Raw genomic sequence first — 20,713 nt, 5'->3', positions numbered from 1 at the left:
TCACGTCGGCACGTCACCAGCGGAAGTAACGGTAGGGATCGTCCTCCGGATCCGGTTCGTCCAGGTACAGGCCGTCCAGCCAGCGCCGGTTCTCCCGGAGCGACTGCAGGGGCGGCACGTCGGGTATGCTCCGGAACCCCATGATCCCGCCGGACTGACGCAGGTCCACGACCCGGACGGCGATCACGTTGTCGCCGGCCACGAGCGTGCCCGCCGGCAGGCGATAGCGTCGCGCTGCCTGCCAGTAGTCGCGCGGGTTCGTCTCCTGAGTGGTGGAGCCGACCAGGCGGCCGTTCACGTAGGTGAGGTCCTCGTCGTCGATCGCACCGAGCACGAGGAGCGCGTCTCCGGCGGCGATCTCCGTCGGCACGTTGACTCGCACCCGGTAGAGGAAGGTGCCGTCGAACTCGGCAAGGTCCCCGGACTGGTCCTCCCAGGTGCCGGGCACGGCGATGTCGCGCCAGGCCGTGTCATCGAAGCCCGGGTCGGTCCAGCCCTGGGGCGCCTCTCCCGACGAAAGCGGCAACCCCCGCCAGCGACGGGGCAGGCGGATCGCCCGGTCCTCGCGCTCGATCCGCACGGTCTCCGTATACTCGGCCGGTGGCTGAGGCGGAAGCACCAGCGGGCTGCCGAACCGATCCAGCAGCGGCGTCTCCAGCCGCACGCCCATGTTGCCCAGCAGCCGGCTGAGAACGAAGCCGGACTGCCGGAACATCCTCTTCGTGTTCGGAAGCGCCTCGTAGTCGAACTGCCAGGGCAGCATCTGGCAGAAGGCCACGGGGGCGTCCCCCGCCTCGGCCAGCACGCCGTTGCCGATCCGCCGCACGCCATCGACCACCAGGGGCAGGGCGCGCGGGTCCCGGTTCAGCAGATCGCCGCCCCCGATGCCCGCAAGCAATGAGCCGGCCGGCTCGGGCTCGAAGTAGGAGGAGATATGCTCCCCGTTCTCGATGCGAATGGGGAACGGCAGGACGGATTCGGCCACCGCCTGGTCCGCACCGAGCGCCAGCAGCCGCCCGCCCGCCTGCACCCAGGCGCGCAGCCGGTCGGCCTGCGGCACCGGTTCGGTGCCGGCAACCACGAGGACGTCCCGTTCGGCGTCGGGCGGCTGCCCGTCGTAAGGAGCGACGTCGGCGCCGGCGGCCTGCAGGTAGCGCAGGCCATCTGCGTTGCCCGCGTAGAGCGCGCGGCGCTCGGGCCGCGGCTCGTAGGAGTCCACGTAGGACAGGATATTGGCGGCCAGCCTCCGGGCCGCCGGGTCGGCCTGGCTGCGACCCGTCACGTCCATCTGACAGAACACGACGACGCCCCGCCCTTCGCGGTAGAGCATCAGGGGGCTGTACTGCAGACCGAAGCCGCCGTCGACGAGCGGCAGGAAGTCGCCGCGCGCCGGCTTGTGGATCATGACCGACGAGACGTTGCCGTAACAGCCGGCACGGAAGGGCCGCCGCACCTCCAGGCCGCACCACAATATGTGGGGGTCCCGGCGCGGGCTCTCGGACTCGACGTACGGCGGCACGAGCGTGGCTTCGCCGTGCCAGTCGTGCAGGTTCTCGTTGCGCAGGCCAGCCAGGATGGGATGGTCCGCCACACGCGCGAACGCCTGCCTGAGGCCGTATTCCTGCACGCGGAACCCGAGCCGCCGCTCGAGCGCGGCGAACTCCTGTTCGAACACCACCACGCGCAGGCCGTCCCGCACGCCGGAGAGGTCCGGAGCCGGGTCTTCGACCCTGAGCGCCTGCCTGCCGAGGATGAGCACCTCGTAGCCGGCCAGGTCCGCATCGGCCTCCACGAGGTCGAAGGACACGCCCAGATCGGTGAGCAACTGCGCCGTCCGGCCGTGCGGGTCGAACAGGGCGGTGCGGCTTCTCACCACCGGCGGCTGCGGGGCCGGCATCACGTCGATTGTGAAGGCATGGTCCTGGACCTCGCCCGTGTCGAAGCGGGCGGTCATGGTGATCTCGTAGGACCCCGGAGCCACGCCGGCTGGAATCGCGAACCGGATGGGCGCACGTGCGTTCTCGCCCGGCTGGACGCGCAGGGTGGCCGCTCCGCGGACGGGCTGCGGCAGGTCAACCGTCCACTCACAGGCACACTCCACGGGCCGGCGCGCGTCGTTGACGACGATGGCCTGCTTCTCCACTGTCTGGCCGGCCAGGAAGTTGTGTCCGCGTTCGGTGAAGCGCTGCGGGGCGCCGCCGATATAGGCCAGCAGCGGCCGGTTGTAGCGCAGGAGGGCTTCGCCGCGGACGTTCAGTTCGAAGTCGCCGCGGTCCGCCGCGAGCATGGTGGTCAGGCCGCCGGACACGGGGATGCGGTCCACGCTCAGGCCGGGACGCTGGAGGGACCGCCAGTCGGTCTCCAGAAGGACGGGCTGGGGGTCTCCGGTCAGCATGGCCGACTCGCTGACGTGCCAGATGTTGAAGCCGGACAGTCCCAGCGTGCGGAATGCCGGCCACGCCCGGGCGATGTACTCCGCCTGCACCTCGCGCAGGTTCAGGGTGTTCGCATAGAGCCCGCCGACCTCTCCCCGCGAGGGATAGCGCATGGGGTAGTCCCAGCGCAGGAAGGGCTGCCCGCTGCGCCAGCGGCCGGCCTCCCAGCGCAGCCATGCCTTCTCATACTCGCTCAGGTCGAAGGACCGGTCACCCCACTGCTGGGCGCCCCATTCGGTGTAGTAGTGCTGGTGCAGGCTGGGATTCCGGAAGTCGGCCCACGAGGCGCGCACCGAAGAGTAGCTGAAGATAAGCGGCTCGCCGTACTCGACCAGGAACAGCGCCCGGTCCCCCTCCTCCGACCAGGGCAGGAACCACTCGGCCCGCTCCTGCATCGGCACCCAGTTCAGATAGCAGTTGACCGTGGTGATTTGGCGGGAGGGGCCGGAGTGATTGTAGACGGGCCGGGTACCGTCGAACCGACGGAGGATATGCTCCCGTTCGTAGACGACCGGGACCCTCGGATGCGACTCCAGCGCCTCTCCGTGCGGCAGCGCCAGGGGGTTCTGGTCGGCGGAGGAGGCAATCGAGTTGTGGTTCTGGCTGTAGAGGACGACGCTGGGGTGGTTCTGCGCCTGGCGCACGTAGTGCTCCAGGTGCCGCTCATAGGCGCGGGCCGCCGCGTCGTCCGACCAGTTGTAGGCGTTCATGTGCGGCAGCGAGAAGGCGAGCAGCAGCCCCGTGTCGTCCGCTGCGTTCAGCAACCCGTCGAAGCTCAGGTGCGCCCCCGGGGTGCACCCGTAGTTATGCGTGTAGGCGGCGTTGAACCCGAGCCACTGGTAGCGCTCGATGATCTCGCGCGCGCCCTCGTAGCAGGCGTAGGCGGGACTGGTCTGGGCCGCTGCGATGGGCAGAGCCCGCAGGCCCGTGCGCACGCCGTTCAGGTAGAAGTCACGGCCGTCCACCCAGAACTCGCGGAACCCGAACCGCACCGGCAGGCAGGCGTCCGCCAGCCGCCCACCATCCCACAGCTCGACGCCGATGCGATAGATGTTCTCGGGAGTCTCGGTATCCCAGAGCTTCGGGGCCTGCCACGGCGCGCTGAAGGCAAACCGCCCGTCCTGCACGTCGCCGGCGGTGAACGGCTCGCTCTGAGCGGCCAGGACCTCCTGGTCGCCGTCCAGCACGCGGGCGCGCAGGGCGTACCGCCCGCCTTCCTGCAGGCCGGCCAGCCGCGCGGTGACCGTCAGGCGCCACTCGCGAACGGAGGTGTCGATCCGCACGTCGTCAATGCGGGCTCCGGCCGGCGTGCCGGCGAGGAAGACGTCGCCGATCAGGCCGCGGTTGCGGCCGCCGCCGGCCTGGTTCGGGCCGCGTTCGGACGGCAGCGGCCGGGAGTGGTCCGACGTGAGCCGCCGCGCGGTGACCTGCAGGGCCAGCCGGTGCGTCCGCCCCGGGGTGACGAACTCCGTCAGGTCGGCCTCGCCGCCCGGGAACACCACGCTCCCGGCCTCGTGGCCGTCGACGAAGATGCGCGCGTAGGAGTTGATCCACTGGAGGTGAAGCGCGATGCGGCGTCCCTGCCAGTCCGCCGGGACGGTCACGTCCCGCTCGTGCCAGACGACGTCCAGATTCGGCAGCAGGTGGGCCCACCGGGGCGCGGGGAAGACGGCCTGGCAGTCATCGGAGCCGGACGGCCAGGGGCCCGGCACCTTCAGGTAGCCCCAGCCGGAGTCGGGCACCGGCACGGGCTCCTCCTCGGCCCCGGCCGGCTGGAAACGCCACAGGCCGTTGATGCAGATCCGTTCCCGCGTGGCGGTGGCTTCACGATCGGCCGCCTCCATATCCCAGACTGCCTCCACCCCGCCCGGCAGCACCACGTCGCCCGCGTCCTGCGCCGCCGTCCGGGCGGCCACGAATAGAAGGCCCATCGCGGCAACGCACACGCCGATCGCCCCCAAATCAACACGTCTCATCCGTCGTCTCTCCGTTTGTCTGTTTCCCTGTTCATCGGCGAGCGGACGAGGGGCCGATGCCGCCATCGCGCCCGATCACTCGATCCGGGCGGGCACCACGGGCTCGGCGCCCCAGGAGCCGCCCACCGGCGTGGGCGCGAACGGCAGGCCCGGCCGGAAGGGCCGGACGCCCGGGAACGCCCCCAGCTCAATCAGGTCGTCGTAGCGCCTGCCCTCCATCAGCATCATGCACGCGATGACCATCCCCTGGTTCATCCCGATCGCCGGCTCGCCGAAGTACCAGTTCCAGCGCGTCACGCGCATGCGCCGGGCGGCGAAGCGGGACAGGTTGCCGCCCTGATCGACGCTCATGTAGCAGACGTAGCCCGGCATCCAGGCGGTGCGGCCGGGCGTCCATTCGTACATGTTGAACGGCGTGCTGAACGTCTCCTCGGCCACGTTCGTCACGTCGCACAGGCGGTAGATATTCCGCCCGCAGACGTAATCGACGAACTCCTGCGCCAGGTCGCGGTAGCGGTCCTGCCCGGTGAGCTTCCATGCCATCGTCAGCAGCGCGGCCGTGTGGCCGAGCCGGGGCGGCGAGTGGAACCACCCGTGGGGGCAGACGGCGATGCGGTAGGGGTCGCCGGCCGAGAGATCGAACAGCACGTCGAGCTGGCCGACGAAGCGCCGCACGAAGGCCTCCCGCAGGGCCGGGTCTGCCCGTTCGTCCTGCGCATACGAGACCCATGCCAGCGGGGCCGAGTCGTCCTTCCAGGCGTTGCTGTCCCACCGTCCCGCCGTGTCGGCGAGTTCGCGCACGACGTCGTGGTATTCCGCCTCGCCGGTAAGCCGCCAGAGTTCGACAGCCAGCCAGAGCACGTCGTCGTGCCAGCCGGCCGCGCGACCCGGCCGCTCCGCCGGCTCGTTCTGCCGCGCGTAGTCCCAGGCGCGCCGGGCGGCCGCGCCGAAGGCCGCCGCATCGTCCGGATCATAGGGCCGGATCAGCCGCGCCATGCCGGCCATGCCGGCGCCGAGCCGCGCACTGCGCTCGTAGTCGATGCGGTCCACGATGACGCGCGGGTCGGGGTCGTTGTCCCAGCCCTTGTTGCGGCCCAGATCGGGATTGCTGCCGCTGCGGGTCGACGGCAGAACGTATCCGAGCACGGCCCCGTTGTCGAGCTGCATCTCGCGGAAGTAGGTCACCTTCCAGCGCAGTTCGTCCAGGAAGTCGGGGATGCCGTTGCCGCTCTCAGGCAGGTTGAGCTGGCCGTCAAAGTGCTTCTCCTGCGTGAACTCCCAGCCCTGCATGAGGAACCCCACGTCGAACCCGTGCGGGTAGACGCGGGCGTCGCCGGCGTCGATCCACCCGTGCAGGATGCGGCGCGTCTTCGTCGGGTCGCTCTGGAATGGCGTCGGGGCCGTGTAGCACGGCCCGCGTGCCCATTCGAAGGCCACGGTCTCCGGCAGGGCGCAGTCGCCGCTGCGCTGGTACATGAACATGCGCGCCATGTGGTAGTACAGGTAGTCGTAGACCGCCTCATGCACGTAGAAGGCCACCGAACGCCCCACCCCGGGCACCTCGAGGACGTAGCGCCCGGGACGCCGCAGGGCGCTGAAGTCGGCCTCATAGACCCACTCGCCGTAGGTCCGCGGCTCGAATGCCGCGCGGAAGGCCAGCTCGCCGCGCAGCACGGGCTCGCCGGCGGGCTCGCCGTCCTGACCCACGGCGCGCACCGTGAAGGGCCGCCCGGCGATGTCGAACAGCCGGCTGCCGGCCACCAGCGCCACCTTCGGGGCCGCCGGCAGATAGCCGACGTGGTTCAGGCGCACGGGGCCTCGCTCGGGTTCCGGGCCGTCCGAACGCAGCACGATGTTGTCCAGATCGATCTGCAGCCGGCCGGCGTAGCCGCGCCCGCCGATGAGCACCCGGCTGGCGACGTGCAGGTCGTTCCTCGAATCGCTCAGGTCCATGTCGCGCACCGGCACGGCCACGCGCTGCCAGTCGGTGGTGTCGGCCAGGTAGGCGTCCAGCGGCGTCCACTGCGGCATGACGCTGCCTTCGTTCGGTGCGTAGAAGGCCACGGCGAGCCCCTTGCCGCGGGCCTCCCCGCGCAGGTCGAACTCCAGCGTCCCCTGCGACCGGTACGCGTAGACGTCGAACAGGTTCTTGGTGCGGGCGATGTGGGCGATCGGCGGGGTGATCTCGGCCGCGATCTGGATGCTCCAGACCGGGTTCTCCCCGGCGATGTTCAGGTCCAGGTGCAGGCCCAGTTCGCCATCCCTCGCCGCTTCGGCGGTCGGCAGGGCGGTGGCCGCGGACCCCAGCCCCTCCACCCGACCGGACTCCACTGCCGCCCACAGGAACCACCTCTGGGGCCCCCGGGTGGTCTCCCGCGTCGTTTTCTCCCTGAAGAACGTGATCTCGCCCAGGCGCGTGGCCTCGGCGACCTTCTCCGGCGTCCACTCGCTCTGCGCGCCCCGGGCGGGCGGCACCAGGCAGAGGCAGAACACAAGCGCCGCCCAACCGTAACCTCCGCGACTCCGCATGTCCGACTCCCTCCCTCGCGAGGCAGCATCCGGCGCCCTGCCCACGCGCCCGCGCCGGCCGCTCAGTCATCGCATGGTACACTACTTGATCGCGACGAACCAGCCAACCCGTCCGGGAGGCGGGGGTTCGGGGCTTCGAGGGGGCCACGCCCGGGCTCCTCGGCAGGCACGCGCCGCAGGCCTCCCGACCACGGCCCCGCGCTCACGGCCCGTCGGCTCCCACGAACCGTCTGAACCCCGCGTCGTCGTACAGTCGCGCCGCCAGCAGCGCGTAGCCCTCCGCCAGCGGGTGGCCGGCGTCGGCATACAGCTCCGCCGGCAGGGCGGCCGGCACGGCGTGCGGGACCCAATGCTCGGTGAGCCAGAGCGCCATGGCCGCCCGCAGGCCCTCGTATCGCCGGCGGCACTCGGGTGCCAGAGCGTGCTCGTTGATCGGCCCCAGCACAACGAAGACCTCGTTGCCGCGCTCACGCAGCCGCCGGATGGCCCGGCGGAACGAACGCCACTGGTACGACTCGTCCGGGTCCACCCAGGCGATCGCCAGAGGGGCCGGCCCGCCTCCGGGCCGGGACGCGGCGTCGTGCCCGGGCCCCTGCCCCGGATCGGCCGGCGGGAGCCGATAGGGGCTTTCGAGCGTCCACATCGGCAGCGCGGCCTGGCCGAGCCGGGTCGCGCGCAGGTGATGGGCCCAGCCGAAGAACGGCACCTCGCGCTCAAGAACCGTGCCGGCCCGGTGCGCCCAGGACGCCCTGTAGGCCGGGGGCGGCTGCACGAACTGGGGCACCAGGCGGTCATGGTGGACGCTCGTGCCCGGGACCCCGCTGAGGTCGTGCCGTGCGGAACGCATCCAGAGGGGGTTGCAGTGGACGATGACGCGGCAGCCGGCGATGGCGTCGCCGTGGTACTCGATCAGCCCGGCCAGGGCAGCCGGGTGACCGCCGTCCAGGCCCAGATTGGCGAACCGTGCCTCGCCGGCCATCCGGTTCAGATAGTGGCCGAGCGTCTCCTTCCGGCCGACGTACTGCCCCCACACGAGCGAATCGCCCAGCAGCATGACCCGGCCCTGCACGGCGGCCTGCCGGCAGTAGCGGCCGATCTGCCAGTAATCGGTGTTCAGTGCACGGGCGATCCGGTGGTCCGGATCCTGATCGAGCGGCTCGAACCGGGACCAGACCGCCGGCGTGACCGCAAACACTGACAGCAGCAGCGCCGCCGCCACCAGCCACTGGCGGGCCGACAGACAAAGACGAGGCCAGGAGGGCGTCTCCCGCTCGTGCGCTCGGGCAGAGGCTTCGGCCTCATCAGCGGTCAGTACGGCCATTGCTCGATCCTCGGGTTGCGTCATGGCGCATGGTGGACGAACGCGGGGCCGCCGGCAGAGAAGGCCGCCGAGTTCCACACCACACCCCGGAGTGGTATGGGGAGTACCCTCTTCGGCAACATATCACGCCTCGAGCGGCACCGGCGCCGTGCGGCTCCGGTTGACTCCGGGACAGTCTTCCCAACATCGTGCATTCCCGACACCGCGAAAACGCACGCCTCCAGCGTACATACGGTTGGGGGGAACGTCAACGGGGACAGCCACCGTGTGCCCACCCGCCCGTGCGGCGTCGCATCGAATGTTGCGCGGCCTGTGGGCGCTGCATAGAATGGGTGGTGCAGGGGGCTCCGATCTGGACACCACCGCGGGGACGGTCCGACAGAGGCCGCCGCCGGCCGGGATCGTCGGGAGGTTGGCCACGTGGCATCCGGGAACACCGATCTGATGCGCCGGTTCGTCCGCTACTACCGGCCCTACCGTGCGCTCTTCGCGCTGGACATGGGGACGGCCCTCGTCCGCTCGGGGCTGGCGCTGTGCATACCGCTCCTGATCCGCAACATGCTCAAGTACGACCTGCCGGCCGGCAGCATGGGCCGAGTCTGGACGGTGCTGGGCACGGTAGCCGTGCTGACCGGCCTGCTGAGCATCGCCGCGTACGTCAACACGAAGTGGGGCCACGTGCTGGGCACGCGCATGGAGGCCGACATGCGCGCCGACCTGTTCCGCCACCTCCAGAAGCTGTCGTTCAAGTACTACGACAACACGAAGACGGGCCACCTGATCTCGCGCATCGCCAACGACCTGTTCAACGTCGCCGAGATGGCCCATCACTGCCCGGAGGACGTCATTGTCTCCGGGCTGAGCCTTGTGGGCGCCTTCGTCGTGATGTGGTGGTTCTCGTGGTCGCTGGCGCTGATCGCGCTGATCCCCCTGCCCTTCATGGCCGTCTGGGGGTATATCTATGGCATGCGGATGCGCAATGCGTTTCGCCGGGTGCGCGAGCGCATCGCCGACATCAACAGCAGCGTCGAGAACTCGATCCAGGGCATCCGCGAGGTCAAATCGTTCACGAACGAGGACTTCGAAGTCGAGAAGTTCGGCGGCGTCAACAGCGAGTTCCGCTGCGCCAAGGAGGGCATGTACGCCACGATGGCCGCCTTCCACAGCGGGATGATGTTCTTCATTGAGTGCTACACGGTGGTGATCATCGGCGGGGGCGTGTTCCTCGTGCACGGGGGCACGATCGACCTGGCGGACCTGATCGGGTTCCTGCTGTACGTGCCCTACATCATGAACCCCATGCGCCGGTTCGTGAACTTCATCGAGCAGTTCCAGCAGGGGCTCGCATCGTTCGAACGCTTCACGGAGGTCATGGACGTCGAGCCGGACATCGTGGATCGGCCGGCGGCGGTCCGGCCGAGCGCGATCCGCGGCGACGTGCGGTTCGAAGACGTCTGCTTCCGGTACGACGATTCGGACGAGTGGATCCTCGAGGACGTTTCGATCCGCCTGCCGCAGGGGCGGACGGTCGCCCTGGTGGGCGAATCGGGCGCCGGCAAGTCCACCCTGGCCTCACTCATTCCGCGCTTCTACGAGTGCACGCGCGGGCGGATCACCATCGACGGGATCGACGTGCTGGACCTGCAGCAGCGATCGCTGCGAGAGAGCATCGGGCTCGTCCAGCAGGACGTCTTCCTGTTCGACACGACCATCCGCGAGAACATCCTGTTCGGCCGGCCGGAGGCGACCGAACAGGAAGTGATCCGGGCGGCGAAGTCGGCCAACATCTACGACTTCATCGTGTCGCTGCCCGACGGGTTCGACACCCTGACCGGCGAACGCGGCGTTCGGCTCTCGGGCGGACAGAAGCAGCGCATCTCGATCGCCCGCGTCTTCCTGAAGAACCCGCCCATCCTGATCTTCGATGAGGCCACGTCCTCGCTGGACACCGAGTCGGAGACGCTCATCCGGGCGGCCATGGAGGAACTCTGCCGCGGCCGCACGACGCTGGTGATCGCGCACCGCCTCTCGACCGTCCGGCAGGCGGACTATACCTACGTCCTGCGGCGCGGCCGAGTTGTGGAGGAGGGCCGCCACGAGGAGCTGCTCGAGCGCCACGGCTACTACAGCGAACTCTACGCCCACGGGGTGCTCTGAGCGGCCTGCCCGGGAGCCGCCGGGCGAGGAGGCGCGGCCTCAGCCCTTGTCTTCCTTCCGGCGCCGCTCGGCCCGTTCGCTTCGCTCTGCCAGCCGCAGGCGCAGTTCGGACAGCCGCGCGTTGGCGGTGCAGACCATGGGGAGGAACCCGAAACCCTCCCAGAACTGCGCCGCCCCCCGGTTGGCGAGGACGTAACGGACCGACGCCTCCTCGACGCCCTTCGACTCGAAGAACTCGAACAGCCGCGCGACCAGCGCCGTGCCGACCCCGCGCCCCCGCCACTCCTCGCCGATGTACGCCGTCTGGACGTAGCCCACGACGCCCGGCGTCGTGCCTTCGCGCTCCTCCACCCGGCCCGAGAGGAACCCGACGATCTCGTCCCCCTCCTCGGCCACGTAGACCGCCCCGTTGGCGGAGCGGATGTTCTCGTCGTGAATGGACCGGCGCTGGGCCATCGCGTAGAACTCGGGCCGCCATATCCGGGGCTCGACGGACTCGTGATGCACCTGGAGGCGCTCATGCAGGGCCATGAGCCGGTCCAGATCCTCCAATCTCGCAGCGCGTATGATCATCACCGTCCGTCCTTTCCGTAGACCGCCACACGATACAGAGCCGCCGCCTGCGGCGCCACGGGCAGACGCGACCCGCCCTCGCCGTCGGCCGAGACCCTGCTCCCGGTGCAGAGATCGACGAGTTCGGCCGGGCCGGACAGGTCGGGGGTCACCCCCATCAGCGACGACGAGAAGTTGACGGCCAGCAGGTAGCGGCAACCGTCGCGGCCCTCGACCAGCACGGCGCGGCCGTGATCCTCGGCGCAGGCCAGGCGCCCGGCCGCCCGCCCGGAGAGCGCCTCCGTGGCCGCGCGGTCCACCGAGGCGACGATCAGGCAGCCGGTGTCGAGCACGTCGGCCGGCCCGAAGACGTCGTGCATCTCGGCCCGCGCCGGATAGCAGAGCCGGTCGCTGAAGATGCTGCCGGCGTGCCCGCCGCTGCGCTCGGCTTCACGCACGAGCGACCAGCCTGGGGCCCCGTAGACGCCGACAAGGCCCAGTCGGTCCTCGACGTTCACCCACGCGGAGCGGAAATCCACACGGTCGTCGCCCCGCGGCGGGGCGGACACGTGCTCGCCTCCCGCATGGTAGTAGGTGCGACTCATACCGTTGAACAGGTCGTTGGCGATCCGCAGCGAGACGCCCTCGACGCGGCGCAGGTAGACGCGCACGCCGCCGATGGCCGCCCGCTCGAGCCGCACCGCCGTGTGGCCGTCCGGCAGGGCGGCGAAGGCAATGCGGTGGTCGATCAGATCGGAGGCCCGGTAGCCTTCCGCCAGGTAGACATCGGCGCCCTCGTTGACCCTCCCCATCGTCAGGAACCCGCCGTCGAAGGAGCGGACCCATTGCCAGAGCACCCTGCGCCGCCCCGAAACGCCGGCCGGGGCCACCCTGCCGGCCAGGTTCTCCTCCCATTCGGCCATGTGCGCGCCGTCCGGGGGCAGGCAGAGCCCCTGCGGCCGCTCGGCAGCGCGCCAGCTCCAGCTCACGATGCGCGTCGGGCACCGATGAAAGGCCGCGCCGTGCTCGCGCTCCTCCCAGCCGCCCCGGACCGACTCCTCGAAAGACACGTCCGGCGCCGGGGCGCGGATGCCGAACCGCCGGACCCACTGCGCCGTCATGCTGAGCACGACGGCCTTGTCCGACTCCAGCCGCGTGTAGTAGTAGGGGTTCGTCCGCGCGATGTGCCCCAGGCGCCGCCCGACGAAGCTGCCGTCGCCGTTGTGCCCCTGCTCGACCGCAATGGTGTCCAGGGCGCCCTCGGCCAGCATCAGGGCGTGCGGATCGCGCAGGTGGTCGGCCGCCCAGACGAGTGCGGGCAGCAGGTAGTCCTGGCAGTAGCAGTAGCGCTGGCGCGTGTCGCCGCCGATGCGCAGCAGGCGTCCGTTGGCGAAGACGAGCCGCCTCACCAGCGCCCACAGGTCCGCCGCGTGGTGGTAGAGCGACGCCGGGGCGTCCGTGCCCCGCGCCCGAAAACCGTAGTGGAGCATCGCGACGTTGCTCAGGCAGATGACCATGTAGCCCACGTTGAGGTAGGCGTGATGGTCCAGTGCGTAGTGCGGGAAGAAGTTCGCCCCGACGTGCCGGTCGCCCAGCGCCGGGTCAGCGGCGTCGGCGGGCACCGAGATGCCGTTGAGCAGGAACACGTCCGCCTTCCGGCGCCACTCCCCCGCATGGGGGTGGTCAGGGTACATGAGCGCCGCCCGCGCGAGGATGGCGCCGTTCCAGATGTTGGACTCGGGCTTGTTGCGTCCCGAATCCCCCCAGAGGCCGGCGACGACCTCGGCCCGGAGCTGGGTCTCGGCCTCCGAGACCAGTACCCGACGGAGGCCCTCCCGGTCGCGCTCGGTCAGGCGCGGCTCCAGCGCCTCGATGCCGTGCATCATGCGCTCGATGCCGAGCCCGGAGATCCAGGTGCATCCCCACTGCGACCCGTCGGTGCGCGGCCGGCTGCCGCTCTTGTGCGTGGCCAGCGAGTAGCGCAGCGCGCTCAGGGCGCGTTCGAACAGCCGCTCGCGGTCCATGCCGCACGCGCCCGCATCGAAGTCCGGGTCCGCAGCCAGGGCGGCGCAGGCTCCGAGGTACTTCTGATTCGTCTGCACCCCCCAGCCGTCAAACCCCGTGCCGAAGCAGCCCAGGCCCGGGGCGTTCGGGATGTCACGCCAGTGGCGTTCGGCGAACGCCGGCCACGGCACAAGGGCCTTCATCGCCTTGGATCGCATGCACAGCACAGCTCGCTCCTGTCGCGCGGGGCTATCCGTCCCGTGCATCGATGTCCACCCGCTCGACGATGGCGCCGTCCCGCACGCGCAGGGCAAACGCATACTGGTTGACGGTCGGACAGACGTGATTGGGGAAGACCAGCACCACGTGCCCGAGCAGCTCGCTCGGGTCGGCGTCCAGTTCGGCATCGGTCGCCCGGTCATGCCCGAGCCAGAGCAGGCGGCCGAACCGTTCGTTGACCCCGAAAACGCGGTATCCGCGCACGTTCAGGACGTGCACCGGGCCGCTGTCGGTGCTGGCGCCCATCTTGTGGCCGCAGTCCGTGGTCAGGATCCAGCCGTCCCGATACGGACGCGCGTCCACAACGCGCGCGGCCACGGCCGCCGCGTAGTCGAACTCCCCGGGCATCAGGTCGTTGTAGTTCGAGTCCCAGAGCACCGTCGTGCCCGGCGAGACGGTGTGGTGCCAGGCGTAGCCGCCGGCGGCGTGTGCGCCCAGGTTGGACAACGCGGTCACCGACGACGACGTGACGACCTCGCCGACGGCGTCCGGGCCGCCGAGTGCCGTGACCATCTCGTCGATGCGCGCCATCAGGGCCTCGGAGTAGCGCCGCACGGCGACGGCGTTCGGGTGGTGCACCTGGCCGTCGTAGACGTGCAGGCCCACCGCTCGCAGGCGCGGCAGGCGGCCGACGAGGTCCGCCAGCTCCAGCAGGCCGGCCCCGATGGCCACGCCGGTGCGCAGCATGCCGGCGTCCACGTCCAGGAACACGTCCACGTCGTCGGCAGCCTCGCGCGAGAGTTCTTCGGCGCCGATCCGGTTCGAGACCATGGCCGCGATGCGCCGGTCCGGGTGTTCGGCGCGCAGGGCCAGGAAGCTGCGCACGGCCGGCCCGTGCAGCGGGAAGGCCACCAGGATGTCGGCGATCCCCGTGCCCCGGGCCACGGCGCGCGCCTCGCTGACGCACGAGGCCTTCATGGCCCTCAGCCCGTCGCGTCGGTACTCCTCGAAGACCGCCGAGGCCTTGATCGTCTTGGCCATCAGGCGTACGCGGCGGAAGCCGTCCGAGGCGGCCTTCAGCCGCTCGCGGTTGGCCCGGAGCGCCCAGTCGAACAGCAGCAGGCGCGGGGTCTCCACCTGGTCCAGATCGCGCACGGCGTATCGTTCGGGCCCGGCAACGCAGAATTCGCGGTTCATTTCTCCACCATGGCTTCGAACTGGATCTCGACCAGGGCCGCCGGCTGCGGCAACGTCGTGCGCATGACCGTCGTGCGGATCGGGTAGTCGGCCACGCCGCGCTTCTCGAACTCGGCGGCGTAGGCGTCGTCGAAGCGGGCGAAGGCACGCGGGTAGTCCTCCCGGAGGAACACCAGCGCCGCCGTCAGGTCGGCCACGGTCACCGGCGTGCCGATCTCGCGCGCGACGTCCTCCATCAGGCGCTCGAGCTGGCGGAACACATCGGCCACCTGCCGCTCCAGGGCGTCCGGGGCGAAGCGGCCGTTGTGGTCTTCGTAACCGATGACGGCGCCGCTGGCGGGATCGTCGGCCGCCTTGCCGGCAAAGGTGATGCGGTAGACCGGGCCCAGGTCCACGACAATCGCGTCGCTGTAGAGGCCCGCCCCGATCAGCCGCCCGTCGGCAAACAGGCGTCGTATCCGTCCCATTCGTTCGTCTCCCTTGCAGGTGAGCGCCGGACATGATATGACGGCACGATCATCCTGGCAATGGCGCACGGGCGCCGGGGCCCCGGGAAGCACGGAGAGCACGTCATGGACTGGCAGACAGACGAGAAGGCGCTGCACGCAGCGGTCGACCTGATGCTGGGCGAGGAGAAGGCCGTCGAGCTGACCGACGGCAGCACGGCCACCGTCAAGCTGCAGAAGCTGGTGGAGACGCGCGACGACCTGCACGATGCCGTCCGGCGCGCCGTCGTGACCGTCCAGGTGAACGGCACGCCCGTCGACCTCGTCTCGGGCACCTACCGGCTGCCCGTCACCGCAGGCGGCATTCAGATCGACTGCCCGGTCACGGGCGGCTACGTGCCCAACAGCCGCCGCAACGCCTGGGCCATGGAATGCGACGCGCGGCTGCGCCTCTGGCCGGCCGGCTCGCCCTGGATCACGCCGGGCACGTTCGTCTACCCCATCCGCCAGCGCTGGTTCGCCTCGCAGACCCAGATGGGCAACGAGCCCGTGTTCGTGGACGGCCCGGAGAACCCCGCCCGCAAGGACATCTACTACCACGAAGGGCTCGACTTCGGCGGCGCCGAAGGCCTGGTCGAGTCCGTTGCCGCCAGCGATGCCCTGGTCGTCTCCTGCGGCGACCAGATGCTGCCCGGCTATGAGGACACGCCCGCAGAGACCCGCTACGACGTCGTCTACCTGCTCGACCGGCGCGGCTGGTACCATCGCCACAGCCACCTGAAAAGCATCGACCCCGCCCTCAAGCTCGGCGAGACGGTGACGATGGGCCAGGTTGTGGGGCTGCTGGGCAAGGAAGGCCACAGCGGCGGCTGGTCGCACCTGCACTACGGGATCTCCTGCCCGCAGCCGTCCGGCCGATACGGCGCCGCCTACGGCTATCCGTTCATCTGGCAGGCCTACCGGGCCGAGCATTCCCCGAAGCTCATCGCCGTCGCCCGCCCCCACCACTTCATCTGGTCCGGCGACGGCGTGACACTAGACGCCTCGATGTCGTGGAGCGCCGAAGGATTGCCGCTCCGCTTCGAGTGGACGTTCAGCGACGGCTCCACGGCGACGGGGGCGAAGGTCAAGCGCACCTACCCGCGCCCCGGCGTCTACTCCGAGGTCGTCAAGGTGACCGACGCCGTGGGCCGGGTCGAATACGAATTTGCGGTCGTCCAGGTCGCGAACCGGGAAGACCCCGCCCAAGGCCCCAGCGGCATCCACGCCGCCTACGCTCCCACGCTGGCCCTGCACCCCGGTCGGGAGATCACGTTCAAGGTCCGGTCCTTCCGCACGCAGCATGGTGAGGAGGTCTGGGACTTCGGCGACGGCTCGGCCACGGTGGCCGTGCGCTCCGACGGCAACGCCGACGTCCACAACCCCGACGGCTACGCCGTGACCGCGCACAGCTTCGCCGAACCGGGCGACTACCTGGTGAGCGTCCGCCGCACGAACGAACGGGGCTTCGAGTCGGTCGACCGCCTGCACGTGCGGATCGAACCCGACTGACGCCAACACCGCACACCCCAAGGAGGTGCACATCCGTGAAGGCGCTGATCACATACGGCGGATGGAACGGTCATGAACCCGGACCCGTCTCGGAGATATTCGAAGGCGAACTGAAACGCCACGGATTCGACGTCATCCGCACCGACACGCTCGACGCCCTGCTGGAGGCCGACGTCATGACGGACCTGGACCTGATCGTGCCCCACTGGACGATGAGCCAGATCTCCGGCGAGCAGTGGAAGGCCCTCAGCGAGGCCGTCCGTAGCGGCGTGGGCATCGCCGGCCAGCACGGCGGGATGGGCGACGCCTTCCGCCAGAACACGGACTACCAGTTCATGGTCGGGGGCCAGTGGGTCGCCCATCCGGACGGCATCATCGACTACCGCGTGCACATCGTCGACCACGCGGACCCGATCACCGCCGGGCTGCACCACTTCGACATGCACAGCGAGCAGTACTACATGCACGTCGACCCCGCCAATCACGTGCTGGCAACCACCACGTTCGAGTTCAACGGCGCCACGGTGCCGGTCGCATGGAAGAAGATGTGGGGCCGGGGACGCGTCTTCTACTCCTCCCTGGGCCACGTGGCGGCCGACTTCGACGTGCCGGAGGCGCTCGCCATCCAGACGCGCGGCATGCTCTGGGCCGCCCGGGCGTGCAGCCCTTCCTCGGAGGCGCAGCCGTGACGCAGGACGTCCACCCGAACCGGCTCAACGAGCGTTACGGCCTGCCGGGCCATCTCGGCTTTGAGCCCGGCCCCGGGGGGCTGCCCGTCGCCACGATCGAGAACGCCGACGCAGCGGCTTCCGTCTGCCTGGCCGGCGGACACGTGCTGTCCTTCCGCCCGCACGGTGCCGAACCCGTCCTCTGGCTGAGCCGGCACAGCCGCTTCGAATCGGGCCGGCCGATCCGCGGGGGAATCCCCGTGTGCTGGCCCTGGTTCGCCGCACACCCCGAGGATCCCGCGAAGCCGTTCCACGGGTTCGCCCGCCTGGCACACTGGTCCGTGCTCGGCACGGAAGCGCTGGACGGCGGCAACACGCGCCTTCGTCTGGGCCTGACGGACGATGAGGCCACCCGGCGTCTGTGGCCCCATGCCTTCGAACTGGAGATGGCCGTCACCGTCGGCCGGGATCTGCACGTGGCGCTGACCGCCCGCAACCCGGGCCCGGAGCCCTTCACCTGCACCGGCGCGCTGCACACCTACTTCCGCGTGGGCGAGGTCGCGCGGATCGCCGTCCACGGCCTCAACGGCTGTCGCTACCGGGAGGCGGGGACCGACGGCGGCGTCCAGCAGGGCCCCGTGACCTTCGACCGCGAGGTCGACCGGCTCTACCTGGACACCGACGCCGCCTGCACCATCGAGGACCCGGTGCTGGCCCGGCGCATCCGCGTCGCCAAGGCCGGCAGCCGTTCGACCGTCGTCTGGAACCCCTGGATCGACAAGGCCCGCCGCATGCCCGACTTCGGCGACGACGAGTACACCGGCATGGTGTGCGTCGAGACGGCGAACGCCGGAACGGACGCGGTGACCATCCCCCCGGGCGGCGCCCACTGCCTGGAGGCACGCATCGCGGTCGAGCCCGCGCCGCACGGCCCAAGCTGACAGGTCACATGGGCGGGCGCGTCTCGAACCCCGCCCGCGCCGGCACGTCGCCGCGCCGGTGCCAGATGTTGCCGCTCCGCGCCGTGGAGTAGATGGTGGCCCCCCGGTTCTGCAGGGCGGCCACCAGCGCCGGGTGCGGGTTGATGCCCGTGCCGGCGCTCGAGATGTAGGCCAGCGCCGGCCGCATCAGATCCAGCAGGTCAGGGCTCAGATTGTGCTTGCTGCCGTGGTTGGGCACCTTGAGCCAGTGCAGCCCGCGCACCGTCTCCAGGTCGGGGCAAGCGGCAAACGCCTCCCGCCCCGCGTCGCCGGCAAACAGGTACCTGTCGCCCTCGTAGTCCAGCAGGAGGATCAACGAGGCCTGCTTGTGCGACTCCGGGCTGTCGACGGCCTGCGCCAGCACCTCATCGGGCTCGGCCGGGCCGGCGCCGACCGTGGTGCGGCGGCGCATCGATATGCCCGCCTCGACCATCCGGTCCAGCCCCCGTCGGTCATCGTAGGTGCGCACAGACTCCTCGAAGAACGCACGCGTCGGTCCGATCACCTCGAACGGGCCGATCCGGGAGTTCTCGTCGGCAAACGGCTCCGCAACGGCGACCCCCTTCTCCCCGAGCATCTCGGTCAATCGCCTGGCGGCGTCCACCGAGTCGGCCACGTGCCGTGCCACGGCCTTGACCGGCGTCGACTGCGCCTGCTCGGCCAGCCCCCGGGCCAGTTGAACGGTCTTGCCGACATCGACGCCGTGTCGCGAAAGGTCGTGCACCCAGGCCCGGCCGATCCGATCGGCGCCGAGCGATTCCACGATGCGCAGAAGCCCGCCCACGTGCTCGATGTCCAGGTGGGACAGAATCAGGTGGTCGATGCGCCCCCCGTAGTAGGCGTTGACCTGACGAAGGACGCGGTCCCCGTCTTCCCAGTCCTTCCCGCCGTCGATCAGGCAGACCTGGGCCGGCCCGTCCGTCTGGACTTCGACCACGAACGCATCCGCATCCCCCACAGGCAGCATGTCGATCTGAAGGCGTGCCATTCCGCCGTCCCCCCCTGAGCCAGCCGCCTCACGGGCGGGCCCCCACGCCCGCCCGCCTGATGCAGGCTAACTCACAACGCACCCGGCGTCAAGCCCTGCATCGGCCGGCCGCCCCGCGGACCAGCGGCCGGCATGGGCGCCGGACACCCGCTAAGCGCCTGACTGCAGTCTGGCCGGGGACGCGCCTATACCGGCTGAGTGCCCCCCGACAGCCCCGGTGCAGGGCCTGTGCACGGGCCATGCAGAGCGGCTGCGCGGCCGCCGCCTCCATGCAGGGCGTCGAGCGGACAGGCGCTCTCCTCCAGTCAACGCGGAAGTCAGAACGGCTCAGACTGTCAGAGATCCAGAAGCAACGGCGTTGACAGTTCGACGTCTACTGCTCTGCACAGGCGTGGCAAAGAACAGGCAATAATTTGACACCCTCCAAGGAAAGCGCCACAATACACACATGCCGGATTCCCGGTAATGATTGGAGGCTGTCCAAGGAACGGCAGCAACAAGGCACGACAGGGCAACGGGCACGAGGAACACCTCGGCACTACCATTCGCGTCAAGGTGGATGGAGAGGACAAGAAGAAGTCGATGGTCGGCGTGGAGGTAACCGTTCACGGGTCTCCCGGTCAAGCCGGCAGAAGCGACGGCGCGGGCTGGCACGTGAGGGAAGCGGTGAGGGCGTCGTGAAGGAATCGGAAGACAGAGCGGCCCTGCTGGGCGCTGGTGGCGCGCACCGTCCAGAACCGCTCGCACCATTGCCGTCCGGCCTCCCCCTGCGTGCCCTGCGTCATCCGCCGGTCGATCACCACAAACCGCAGCGCCTGCTCGGCAAGGTTGTTGGTCGGCTGCACGCCCGGCGTCGTGATGAACCGGAAGTGGGCCTCGCCGTGTCGACGGAACCGCTCGGCCATGTTGCGCGCCTCCTTCGTCCACGGCGGATGCGTGGCCACATGCACGATCAGCTTCCGTTGGGTCTCCAGGGCGCACGCGAACCGGTCCGGCGCCATGCTCTCCCGCCGGTGGATGATCCCGAACAGAACGCGCAGGTGACCCAGGCGCCGCTCGCCGTACCTCTTCGAGCGGCCCTCCGCAGTCGGGGCAGCACTCGAGCCGATACTCGCGCGTCTGGTCGATCTGGTCGGGCGGAAAGGGCGTGCGCTCGTGTCGCGGATGGCGCGGCTGGTCGCCCATCCTCCGCTTCTTGCCGCGCCGGCGGCTTGACGATATCGCTGGACGGCGGCTTGTGCGAGTTGGAGGAGTCCTTGCGCAGCCGGGCAATCTCGGACTCAAGCGAGGCGTTGTGCGCCTCCAACTCCGTCACGCGTGCTTCCAGAGCGACCAGAAGGCCTTCGAGCCGCCTGCAGGTGGGGCATCCGGATGTCGCTGCGTCTGCCATGATCCGGCAGGATACGCAAACCCCGAGGGCAGATTCTCAGGAAATCCGTGAACGGTTACGCCAGCAGCTTCTTCAGCCGCGCATTCTCCTGGGCGAGCTGGCGCATCGTGCGCACCTCAGGGACGTTGAGCCCCTTGAAGCGCTTGCGCCAACCGTAGAAGGTGTTCTCCGAGACGCCGTGGGCCCTGCATACCTCGCCGATCGTCTTGCCCGGCTCGTCGGCCTCCTGCAGGATGCCGACGATCTGCTCCTCCGACAACCGCTTCTTCTTCACTTCGGACCTCCTTGAGCCGTCAGTTG

Annotated in this window: 14 protein-coding genes; 4 read left to right on the top strand and 10 right to left on the bottom strand. The window is 69.9% G+C overall.

Annotation, left to right across the window (positions count from 1 at the left end; all coding sequences use genetic code 11):
* Positions 1 to 13 precede the first annotated feature (13 nt).
* The 3 genes from GXY85_01760 to GXY85_01750 form a co-directional block, all read right to left on the bottom strand.
* A complete protein-coding gene (locus GXY85_01760; GenBank protein NLW49556.1) occupies positions 14 to 4,411 on the bottom strand; it encodes a hypothetical protein in 4,398 nt (1,465 codons plus the stop codon).
* A gap of 75 nt (positions 4,412 to 4,486) precedes the next feature.
* Positions 4,487 to 6,940, bottom strand: coding sequence for a hypothetical protein (locus tag GXY85_01755; protein NLW49555.1), 2,454 nt, complete (start codon positions 6,938 to 6,940; stop codon positions 4,487 to 4,489).
* 202 nt (positions 6,941 to 7,142) lie between these two features.
* Positions 7,143 to 8,261, bottom strand: a complete 1,119-nt coding sequence (locus GXY85_01750; protein NLW49554.1) for a hypothetical protein — start codon at positions 8,259 to 8,261, stop codon at positions 7,143 to 7,145.
* Positions 8,262 to 8,702: 441 nt separating this feature from the next.
* On the opposite strand from GXY85_01750, the gene GXY85_01745 reads away from it, so the two are divergent.
* On the top strand, positions 8,703 to 10,418 hold the full coding sequence (locus tag GXY85_01745) for an ABC transporter ATP-binding protein (GenBank protein NLW49553.1): 1,716 nt from the start codon (positions 8,703 to 8,705) through the stop codon (positions 10,416 to 10,418).
* Positions 10,419 to 10,457: 39 nt separating this feature from the next.
* Here the strand turns inward: GXY85_01745 and GXY85_01740 are convergent, their stop codons facing one another.
* The 4 genes from GXY85_01740 to GXY85_01725 are packed head-to-tail and all read right to left on the bottom strand — an operon-like array spanning position 10,458 to position 14,857.
* Positions 10,458 to 10,991: a GNAT family N-acetyltransferase gene (locus GXY85_01740; GenBank protein NLW49552.1), complete on the bottom strand. Its 534-nt coding sequence runs from the start codon at positions 10,989 to 10,991 to the stop codon at positions 10,458 to 10,460.
* The gene (locus GXY85_01735; protein ID NLW49551.1) at positions 10,991 to 13,192 is read right to left on the bottom strand and encodes a hypothetical protein; all 2,202 of its coding nucleotides are present in this window, start codon (positions 13,190 to 13,192) and stop codon (positions 10,991 to 10,993) included. The genes GXY85_01740 and GXY85_01735 overlap by 1 nt, the downstream gene beginning before the upstream one ends.
* 31 nt (positions 13,193 to 13,223) lie before the next feature.
* Complete coding sequence (locus GXY85_01730) at positions 13,224 to 14,390, bottom strand: hypothetical protein (GenBank protein ID NLW49550.1); 1,167 nt, start codon at positions 14,388 to 14,390, stop codon at positions 13,224 to 13,226.
* Positions 14,387 to 14,857: a RidA family protein gene (locus GXY85_01725; protein ID NLW49549.1), complete on the bottom strand. Its 471-nt coding sequence runs from the start codon at positions 14,855 to 14,857 to the stop codon at positions 14,387 to 14,389. Before GXY85_01725 ends, GXY85_01730 begins: the two co-directional genes overlap by 4 nt.
* Positions 14,858 to 14,962: 105 nt before the next feature.
* Here GXY85_01725 and GXY85_01720 point away from each other — a divergent pair, with 105 nt between their 5' ends.
* From GXY85_01720 to GXY85_01710, 3 genes are read left to right on the top strand one after another with little or no spacing between them, the layout of a single operon-like run.
* On the top strand, positions 14,963 to 16,387 hold the full coding sequence (locus GXY85_01720; protein NLW49548.1) for a PKD domain-containing protein: 1,425 nt from the start codon (positions 14,963 to 14,965) through the stop codon (positions 16,385 to 16,387).
* A 47-nt stretch (positions 16,388 to 16,434) separates the two neighbouring features.
* Entirely contained in the window at positions 16,435 to 17,076 is a 642-nt protein-coding gene (locus tag GXY85_01715; GenBank protein ID NLW49547.1) for a ThuA domain-containing protein, read from the top strand.
* Complete coding sequence (locus GXY85_01710) at positions 17,073 to 17,996, top strand: D-hexose-6-phosphate mutarotase (GenBank protein ID NLW49546.1); 924 nt, start codon at positions 17,073 to 17,075, stop codon at positions 17,994 to 17,996. Before GXY85_01715 ends, GXY85_01710 begins: the two co-directional genes overlap by 4 nt.
* A 4-nt stretch (positions 17,997 to 18,000) precedes the next feature.
* Here GXY85_01710 and GXY85_01705 read toward each other — a convergent pair whose 3' ends face one another.
* From GXY85_01705 to GXY85_01695, 3 genes are all read right to left on the bottom strand, one after another.
* Positions 18,001 to 19,023, bottom strand: a complete 1,023-nt coding sequence (locus tag GXY85_01705; protein ID NLW49545.1) for a hypothetical protein — start codon at positions 19,021 to 19,023, stop codon at positions 18,001 to 18,003.
* Between the two features lie 620 nt (positions 19,024 to 19,643).
* Positions 19,644 to 20,024, bottom strand: coding sequence for a transposase (locus tag GXY85_01700; GenBank protein NLW49544.1), 381 nt, complete (start codon positions 20,022 to 20,024; stop codon positions 19,644 to 19,646).
* A gap of 444 nt (positions 20,025 to 20,468) precedes the next feature.
* The gene (locus GXY85_01695) at positions 20,469 to 20,687 is read right to left on the bottom strand and encodes a transposase (protein ID NLW49543.1); all 219 of its coding nucleotides are present in this window, start codon (positions 20,685 to 20,687) and stop codon (positions 20,469 to 20,471) included.
* Positions 20,688 to 20,713 lie beyond the last annotated feature (26 nt).

Source organism: Candidatus Brocadiaceae bacterium (assembly GCA_012728835.1).
GTDB lineage: Bacteria > Planctomycetota > Brocadiia > SM23-32 > SM23-32 > JAAYEJ01.
Note: the sequence above shows the minus strand (reverse complement) of the source record. Positions and strands in the feature narration are given on the sequence as shown.